6 protein-coding genes are annotated in these 8,955 nt (G+C 72.6%); 2 read left to right on the top strand and 4 right to left on the bottom strand.

The genetic code is table 11. From position 1 onward, the window contains the following. Positions 1-74 precede the first annotated feature (74 nt). Complete coding sequence (locus ACFRAV_RS30845) at positions 75-1,922, bottom strand: serine hydrolase (protein ID WP_382560768.1); 1,848 nt, start codon at positions 1,920-1,922, stop codon at positions 75-77. Between the two features lie 173 nt (positions 1,923-2,095). Further along, on the bottom strand, positions 2,096-4,531 hold the full coding sequence (locus tag ACFRAV_RS30840; RefSeq protein WP_382560764.1) for a lamin tail domain-containing protein: 2,436 nt from the start codon (positions 4,529-4,531) through the stop codon (positions 2,096-2,098). A gap of 278 nt (positions 4,532-4,809) precedes the next feature. Here ACFRAV_RS30840 and ACFRAV_RS30835 point away from each other — a divergent pair, with 278 nt between their 5' ends. Next, entirely contained in the window at positions 4,810-6,030 is a 1,221-nt protein-coding gene (locus tag ACFRAV_RS30835) for a cytochrome P450 (RefSeq protein WP_382560760.1), read from the top strand. A 125-nt stretch (positions 6,031-6,155) separates the two neighbouring features. Then, positions 6,156-6,578, top strand: a complete 423-nt coding sequence (locus ACFRAV_RS30830; protein WP_382560757.1) for a hypothetical protein — start codon at positions 6,156-6,158, stop codon at positions 6,576-6,578. On the opposite strand, the gene ACFRAV_RS30825 is transcribed toward ACFRAV_RS30830, so the two are convergent. Further along, complete coding sequence (locus ACFRAV_RS30825; RefSeq protein ID WP_382560754.1) at positions 6,557-7,336, bottom strand: helix-turn-helix domain-containing protein; 780 nt, start codon at positions 7,334-7,336, stop codon at positions 6,557-6,559. The two genes, ACFRAV_RS30830 and ACFRAV_RS30825, sit on opposite strands and share 22 nt — an antisense overlap. Before the next feature lie 155 nt (positions 7,337-7,491). Further along, complete coding sequence (locus ACFRAV_RS30820; protein ID WP_382560752.1) at positions 7,492-8,571, bottom strand: glycoside hydrolase family 11 protein; 1,080 nt, start codon at positions 8,569-8,571, stop codon at positions 7,492-7,494. Positions 8,572-8,955: the final 384 nt, after the last annotated feature.

Below are 8,955 nucleotides of genomic sequence, written 5' to 3'. Positions count from 1 at the left end.
GGTTTTTTTTTATCAGAGACCGGCCTGCCCCGGCCCCGGCCGGGGCAGGCTCAGGCGGCCCAGCCGGGGCAGGCTCAGTCCCTCTCCCGCGTCCACCCCTCCGCGGTCACCCTGGCCAGGTCGGCCGCGCGGGCGTCGGCGTACAGCAGCGTGTCCCCGGCGGCGGCCTTCTGCGCGCCGACGTACACGCCCCGGCCCACGTACCGCGCGTCGGTGGTGTACCGCCACCGGACCAGCGTGGCCGCGGAGGCCGGCAGCTCGGCGGCGAACCGGTGCCAGACGCGGCCGTTGAAGCCCGACACCCGCCCGTCGGGCCGCGCGACCGGCTCGTCGTGCGGGGCCCGGGTGGTGAACGGCAGGGCGCTCCAGGTGACGCCGTCGTCGGTGGACACCTCGGCGCACAGCACGTCCCAGGTCGCCTCGGTGTCCCACCACAGGTCGCCGGTGAGCCGGGCGGACCCCGCCGAGGTGTCCAGCGCGGGCAGCGTCAGCACGGTCTGGGAAGCCGTGGTCATGCCGCCGAACCAGGCCGCGTCCCCGTGCGCGGGCGGCACCGCCACGGCACGGGCCATCCGCTCGCCCGCCGCCTGCCGCGGCGCCGAGCCGGACCGCCAGGTGCGCACCGGGTGCACCGAGTTGCCCAGCAGGACCAGGAACGAGTCGGTCGTCGGGTCCAGCACGATGCAGGTCCCGGTGAACCCGGTGTGCCCCGCCGTGCGCGGGGTGGCCATGGCGCCCATGTACCAGTGCTGGTTCAGCTCGAAGCCCAGCCCGTGGCTGTTGCCGGGGAAGGCGGTGTTGAAGTCGGAGAACAGCAGCTCCACCGACTCCTCGGAGAGCAGGCGGACCCTGCCGTACTCGCCGCCGTTGAGGAGCGTCCGGGCCAGCACCGCGAGGTCCCAGGCGCACGAGAAGACGCCGGCGTGCCCCGCCACGCCGCCCAGGGCGTACGCGTTCTCGTCGTGCACCTCGCCCCACACCAGCCCCCGGTCCAGGCCGGCCCACGGCGGCCGGGACACCTCGGTGGCGGCGATCCGCGGCCGCCAGTCGGCGGGCGGGTTGTAGCGGGTGCGGGTCAGGCCCAGCGGCCCGGTGATCTCCTCGGCCAGCAGGACGTCCAGCGGCTTGCCGGTGACCCGCTCCAGCACCAGCTGAAGGGTGATCAGGCTGAGGTCCGAGTACCGGTAGACGGTGCCCGGGGGGTCCGTCGGCTCCACCGCCCACAGCGCCTTCAGCATCGCCTCACGGTCCGGCTGCCGGTACAGGGCGATCCAGGCGGGCATGCCCGAGGTGTGCGTGAGCAGGTGCCGGACGGTGACGTCCTGCTTGCCGCCGCCGGCGAACTCCGGCAGGTAACGGGCGGCGGGCGCCTCCAGCTCGATCCGGCCGCGCTCCAGCTGCTGGACCACGAGCAGCGAGGTGAACAGCTTGGAGAGGGAGGCCAGGTCGTAGACGGTGTCCGGGGTGGCGTCGATCTGCTCCGCGGGCGGGAACTCCACCGCCTCGCCGGTGTCCGCGTCGTAGTCGGCGTAGCGGACCGCCTTGCCGACGGCCGTCTCCAGGGCCACCGTGCCGCCGCGCCCGGCGAGTACCACCGCGCCCGCCCAGTACGGCCGGGTGGGGGAGGGACCGAGGTACCGCTCGGCGACCGCGGTGATCTCCGCCAGGTGGCCGGCGAGGAGCCCGGCCCGCGCGGCCGACCCACGGCGCAGCGTCGGCCGCCGCCCGGCGCCGTCACCCGACGCGCCGTCACCCGACGCGTCGTCCGCCGAGCCGCCGGACGACCCTCCGGCCGCCGCGGCGGCCCCGCCGCCGAGAGGCGTGACCATCACCGCACCTCCTAGGGCCAGGGCCCCCGCTCCGAACCGGCGTCTGCTGATTCCTCTGTAGCGCACAGGACCTCCGAAAGAATCTTTCACCATGACCCTCGGGCGCTGAAACCTTCCTTCCGTGACCATGCCCTGTCAATAGCGCCCGCCGGCCTCCCGCCGGCCTCCCGCCGGCCTCCCGCCGGCCGACCGCCGGACGCGGGCGGTACGCACCGCGGCCCGCCCGGAGTGTTCCGGACGGGCCGCGGCGGGTGGAGCGGGGAGGGCTACTTGCGACCCTTCTTGACATCGATGCGCACGACCTGCGGGTCGTGGTCGCTCGCCTGGTCGGCGAACTCCGCGTTCAGGTGCACGATGTCGTAGTCGTAGGCGACCACCGACGGGCTGACCAGCGTCTGGTCCAGCGTCTGCGAGTTGCCCTCGTAGACGTAGGTGTAACGCTCCTCCACGGGCAGCGTGTTGACGAGCGGGGTCAGCAGGGAGCCGTCGCCCGTCATGATCTCGGTGGTCTTCGAGAACTGGAAGTCGTTGATGTCGCCGAGGACGACCACCTTCGCCTTCGGGTCGGCCGCCAGCAGCTCGGCGACGAAGTCGTGGACCTCCTGCGCCTGCTGGTGACGCAGCTCCTCCGAGGAGCGCGAGGGCTCCTGGAGCTTGCCGTGCATCGGGGCGTCGCCGCCCTTGGAGGCGAAGTGGTTGGCGATCACGAAGACCTGCTCGCCGTGGAACTTGAACTCGCCCACCAGCGGCTTGCGGCTGTTCTTCCAGGCGTCGCTCGCCGGGGCGATCCGGCCCGGGGAGACACTCAGCTGTGCCCCCTTCCGGGTGGCGACGACCTCGGTGGCGGCGCTCGCGTCCGTGGCGGCGCGGTCCGTGAACGTCAGGCGCTCCTCGTTGTAGAGGAGGACCTGGCGGATGTTGCCGCCCGGCTCGCCGCCGTCCGCCTTGTCCTGCGGGGCGACGTAGCGCCAGCTGTAGCGGGGGCCGCCGGCCGCGACGATCGCGTCGGTGAAGCGGGCCAGGGTCTGCTCGGAGGAGACCGTGCCGTCGTCGGTGGCGCCGTTGTCGTCCTGGATCTCCTCCAGCGCGACGACGTCCGGGGCGGCGAGGTTGACCGCCACGCCCTCGGCCAGGCGGTCGAACTTCTCCTGCGGGTCCAGGGCGTCCAGGTTCTCCACGTTGTACGTGGCGATCGCCAGCTCCTTGTCGCGCTGCGGGCGCGTCACCTCGCGCTCAAGACCGCCCGACACGTGGGAGCCCAGCTCGGTGGCCATCAGCGTGTAGCCGCCGTAGGAGTCGTAGTCCAGCGGGCCGGTGGTGGCGCCGGCCAGCGTGTCGCCGACGTTGGCCTCGGGGATCTCGGGACCGAGCGACTCGATCTTGACGCGGCCCGAGTTCTGGCCGTCGTAGCCCAGGTACACGGTGCCGCCGCGGACCGAGGGATTCTGCTCGGGCCTGGCGGTGACGTACACCTCGTCGTACTCGGTGGTCGCGCCGACCACCCGGGCGTCGGCGACCTGGACGCGCATGCCCTCGGTGGCCTCGAGGAAGTCAAGGGCGTACAGGGCCGGCTGGAGCGGCAGGCTCTCGATGGAGCCGCCGCCCGCGTCCGGGGCGTAGTCGTCGGGCAGGTTCGCCGGGCCCAGCACGACCGCCGCGGGGACCGCGTTGCCGGAGGAGAGCACCGAGGTCTTCGGGCCGGAGATCTGGGTGATCGACTGGGTGGTGCTGCTCGGCGCGTACTCGGCGACCTTGCCGCTGACCAGGACGCTGTCGCCGGCCTTCACGGTCGGGGCGGCGGAGCCGGTGTAGACGAAGAGCGCCTCGCTGGTGCGCGGGTCGGCGTCGGCCTGGGTGTCCTGGATCCAGAAGCCCTTGGAACCGCTGTCGCGGACGCCGATGACGATGCCGGGGACGTTGGTGACGCTCTCGCCGGTCAGCGGGGAGCGGCGGGTGGTGCCCTGGATGTCGTGGACGCGGACCGCGCCGGGGGTGCCCGGGTCGCCGGGCTCCTCGCCGCCGCCACCGCCGCCGGTGCCCGGGGTCTCGCCCTTGGCGTTGACCGGGGTGGGCGCGCCGGCGGTGAGGTCGGCGGAGTTGTCGTCGGTGTCCGCGAGGGAGGCCGCGCGGGCCACCGAGGCGGTGTTCGAGGCGCCGGTGACCGGGCTGGTCTCGCGGACGGCGGCGGTGCCGAAGCCGACCAGGTCGACGATCCGCTCGTCGGTCGCGCAGTCCGCCGCGGTCTTGCAGGCGAGTTCGTCGGTGCCGGCCACCAGGGCGACCGTGCCGCTGGTGCCGCTCATCGCGATCGAGCCGGAGGCGTCCGGGGTGGGCAGGGCCGTGGTGCCGCCGGTGCCCTGGGCCTCGGCGATCAGGTAACGGCCGCCCGCGGCTATGGAACCGGTGACCCGCGTGACGCTCCAGCGGGACGTCGCCGAGGGGGAGCCCGGCAGGTACTGCACGCTGTAGCCGGACAGGTCGACGGCCGTGCCGCCGGCGTTGCCCAGCTCGATGAAGTCACGGGTGAGGGTGGCCCCGGAGTTGCCGCCGCCGCCGTACACCTCGGCGATCACCGCACCGCCGGAGGGCGCGGCGAAGGCCTGCGGCAGCGGGGTCAGTACGAAGGCGCCGGCCGCCCCCGTCGCCGTGATGGCCTGAGCGGCATGGCGCCAACGCGCTCTCTTGTCACCGGACTTGGGCACGATGTGTACTCCTCGGAAGGAACCCGCCGCGAAGAGCCGCGGAACGGGCGGAAATGACAGAACGGGACGGTCGACTCAAGTTACGCGCGTAGAAATCGGGCTGCCAAGAGGTAGCGCGTGAATTCCCTGGAAGCGCGGGATGAACTGTAGCGGGAACACATGAGCGAGTGCGCCAGGGGCCGCCGCCTCGCAAGGCCCCGCCCGCACCCTGTTCGGGGCCCCGGGCCGTGTCGTACCGTACGGCTCCCGGAGGGCCCCGAGCGTGGGAGGTGGCGCGGATGCGCGGCAAGGGACCGGCGACCGGAGAGCGGAAGATCTCACGCCCGGCGGACGGCGACGCCCCGGCCGCGCCCGGCGGATGCCCCGTCCGGCACGACGCGGACGGCGTCTGGCGGGTGACCGGCGTCGCCGAGGCGCGGACGGTCCTGCGCTCCCACGACACCGTGCAGGCCGGACTGGGCGTGGAGACGGTGGAGAAGCTGCCCTCCGTCTACCGCCGCCCGGTCCTCTACCGCGACGGCCCCGAGCACCGCGAGGACCGCCGCCAGACCGCACGCTTCTTCACGCCCCGCCGGGTCGCCGAGCACTACCGCCCCGTCATGGAGCGCGTCGCCGAGGCCCAGTTGACCCGTCTGCGCACGGCAGGGGAGGCCGACCTCACCCAGCTCGCTTTCCGCCTCGCGATCGCGGTGGCCGCCGAGGTCATCGGCCTCACCGAGTCCCGCCCCGGCTTCGACCGGCGGCTGGAGGCGTTCTTCCCGGACGGGGAGTTCGACACGCCCGGCTTCACCAGCCTCAGGGGACTGCGCACGATCGCCCGCCAGAACCGCAACTGGCTGCGGATCCTCCGGGCCGACGTGCGTCCCGCGGTCCGTGCCCGACGGGCGAGGCGGCGTGACGACCTGATCTCCCACCTGCTCGACGAGGGCTGCTCGAGCGGCGAGATCCTCGGCGAGTGCATCACCTTCGCCGCTGCCGGCATGGTCACCACCCGCGAGTTCGTCTCCCTCGCCGCCTGGCACCTCTTCACCGACGAGGAACTGCTGGCCGCCTACCGCGCCGCCGACGAGCCGGAGCGCCTCGCGACGCTCCGGGAGATCCTGCGCCTGGAGCCGGTCATCTCCCTCCTGCGCCGCCGCACCACCGCGGAGCTCACGGTCGGTGAGGGCGGCGCCCGGATCCCTGCCGGGGCCGTGGTCGAGATCGACGTCGAGAAGGCCAACCTCGACGCGCGCGCGGTGGGCTCCGACCCGGAGCGGCTCTGTCCCGCTCGCGCCGGACAGGCCGCCCGCGGCGCGGACGCGCCCCCTGTCCTGTCCTTCGGTGACGGCCCGCACCGCTGTCCCGGCGCGGACATCGCCATCCTGGAGACCGACGTCTTCCTCTCCCGCCTCTTCGCCGAACCCGGACTGCGGATGCGCACCGCCCCCCGCGTCTCCTTCCAGCGCGCGCTGGGCAGTTACGAACTGCGGGAGTTCCACGTGGAGATCACCGGCTGAGCCCGCGAAGCCGAGGCGGAGGTACCGCCCCGGGGACGGGCAGGCCATTCCCCGGCGGGAATTGGCGGCGTGGGCGGCGCGGCGCAGGATCGGGTGCGAAGCGACCCACGTGACGAGGAGAACCGATGCCCGACTTCGACCCGCAGGACCTGGCGGACCGCTACATCGCCCAGTGGACGCTCCCCGACGCCGCCGAACGGCGCGCCGCCGTCGAACGGTTGTGGGCCGATGACGGCGCCCACATCCTCCAGCCGCCCGTCGAGATCAGGGAGCGCGCCGCCGGCCTGGGCTTCGGCCACACCACCCTCGAGGCGCGGGGGCATGATGCGGTCGAGGCCCGGGTGGCACGGAGTTACGAGGAGTTCGTCGAGAAGAGGGGACTCACCTTCCGGCCGCGCGCCGACGCCGTACGTCTGCACGACGTGGTCAAGTTCAGCTGGGAGACCGTGTCCACCGGGACCGGTGAGGTGGTGGGCGGCGGCCTGGAGGTCCTGCTGCTCGGCGACGACGGCAGGATCCGGGCCGACTACATGTTCCCCGGCGCCTGAACCATGGGGGAGTAGGCTCCCGTGCCGGCCGCCGCGGTCAGCGCGTCCGCCGTCGCCCCGTCGGCCGGCAGGAACGCCTCGAGCTTCAGTTCGGCCAGCGTCACGTCGACCGCGGTGGCGAAGGTGGTCACGGTCGTCGTCAGGTGCAGTTCGCCGTGGGAGGAGCCCAGGCGCAGCGGCACGGCGAAGCCCAGGGGCGCGGCGGAGGGATCCAGCGGAGGGACGTAGGCGGCGAGCTCGGACCGCAGCTCCTCCAGATGGCCGAGCCGCGCGAGTATGTGCCGCGCCCACTCGGCCAGGTTGCGGACACGGGGAGCCAGCCCGTCGGGGTGCAGGGCGAGCCGGTAGACGTTCCTGCCCGGTCCCACCAGTTCCTCGGCCGCCCCCTCGGTGACGACGCCGAACGCCGCGTTGGCGGCGACCAGGTCGCCGGCGCCGTCCACGACCACGGCCGGATACGGCAGATGCCCCGTGAGGATGTGGTCGATCGCCGTACGGACGGGAGCGAGGACCGGGGCGTCCAGCGGGGTCTCCGGGTAGACGGGCGCGTAACCGGCGGCCAGCAGCAGCTCGTTGCGCTCGCGTAGCGGAAGCTCCAGGGACTCGGTCAGACGCACCACCATGTTGCGTCCGGGGACGGACCTGCCGGACTCGATGAAGCTGAGATGCCGCTGGGTGGTGCCGGCCCGCAGGGCGAGGTCGAGCTGGCTGACACGGCGCCGGGTACGGCGTTCACGGAGCGCTCGGGAGAAGTCCACGGCCCTGTTGTAGCGGTCGCCAGGGGGCCTGGGCCATTCCTTCACGGGAATCGTGGTCGCCGCGCCACGACCCGCCACCGCGCCACGACCCCGCAACGGCGCGGCGCCCGTGGGCGCCGCACCGTCGCGTGGGGGGATGTGGAGCGGTTCGGAGGTCAGCCGGCGGTGCAGCCGCCGACCGTGGGGGAGGGGGAGCTCGGGCCGCTGGCGGTGAAGCCGAACGACGTGGACTGGCCCGCGGCGAGGGTGCGGTTGTGGCCGGCCGGGGTCACCGTCACCACGTTGCCGCTCCGCGTCATGGTGCCGTTCCAGAGCGAGACGATCGTCTGGTTGCCGGCCAGCGTCAGCGGCACCTTCCAGTTGGTGACGCCGCCGCTGCCGGCCGTGATGGTCACCTCACCGTTGAAGCCGCCCTGCCACGAGCTGGAGGTGCGGTACGCGGCGCTGCACGCGCCGGTGCCGCCCGGCGGAGGCGTGGTGGGGGTGCTGGTGCCACCGCCCGGCGGGGGAGTGGTGGGGGCGCTGCCGGACAGGGAGACGCTGGAGCTGCCGGTGCTCTGGTAGCCCTCGGTGGCCATGATCATGTAGTACTTGAACTCGCCCATCGGCATCCCGGCCTTCTGCCAGGCGTCGAAGTGGACACCGGTGTTGATGGTGCCGCTGCTGCGCTTGCTCTGCCGGATGCTCCAGTACTGCTGGAAGGTGGCGGTGCCTTCCACGGAGGGCTGGTTGGTGCGGGTCGACTCGTAGATGTCGTACGTGCCGCCGCCGCCGCCGTCGGTGACGGTGCCGCGCTTGGTGCCGGCCGAACCGGGGTTGTAGGGGCCGAAGTTCTCGACGATGTAGTACTCGACGAGGGGGTTGGCGGTCCACCCGTACAGGGCCAGGTAGCCGTTGCTGCCGGGGTTGAAGCTGCCGGAGTAGGTGACGCTGCGGCGGCTGCCGTTGCTCCAGCCGAGGCCGCCCACCCAGTTGTTGGTGTCGGACCACTGGCTGCTGTACTGACCGGCCGCTCCCAGCGTCATGGTGACGGAGCCCGGGTCGTCGGTCCAGAAGGAGTAGTAGTACCCGTTGTAGGTGCCGGTGGAGTTGCTGGTCAGAACCTGGTCGGCACGTGCGGTGCCGGGCAGTAACAGGCCCGAACCGGCAGCCGCGACCACTGCCCCGGCGCCGCCGAGAACCAGCTTCCTGCGGCTGACAGGGCGTGCTTCGGAGTTGTGGGGGGTCTCGCTCATACGAGTGTTCCTCCTCATGGGGGGCACCGTCGGTGACCGGGAGACACGCCGAACGCACCTCGGCGTTCATCGACGAGGACAAGACCGGTCCTGCGCATGTCACGCCCGACCGGAGAGCGTCACAACAGTCTTCCTGGGCGCGGGAGTTGTCAATAGTTGCGCAACGTTTTCGAAACACCGCGTGACCCTGCGGTGCTGTTACGCCCGGGTAGGGAGGACGCGGGGGCGCATCGGAAGGCGGGTGGACGTCGAGACGTGCCGGACCTTGGGGATCGAAAGTTTCGGAAAGTTTTCGGAGGGTCAACGCCCCAGGAAGAGGCCCTGTTGTGACCCGTCCACGCGCCCGTCCCCGCAGGGAAGAGGCCCGCCGCACCAGGGGTGCGG

The sequence above is a fragment of the Streptomyces sp. NPDC056600 genome (genome assembly GCF_042792855.1).
Lineage (GTDB): Bacteria > Actinomycetota > Actinomycetes > Streptomycetales > Streptomycetaceae > Streptomyces.
Note: the sequence above shows the minus strand (reverse complement) of the source record. Positions and strands in the feature narration are given on the sequence as shown.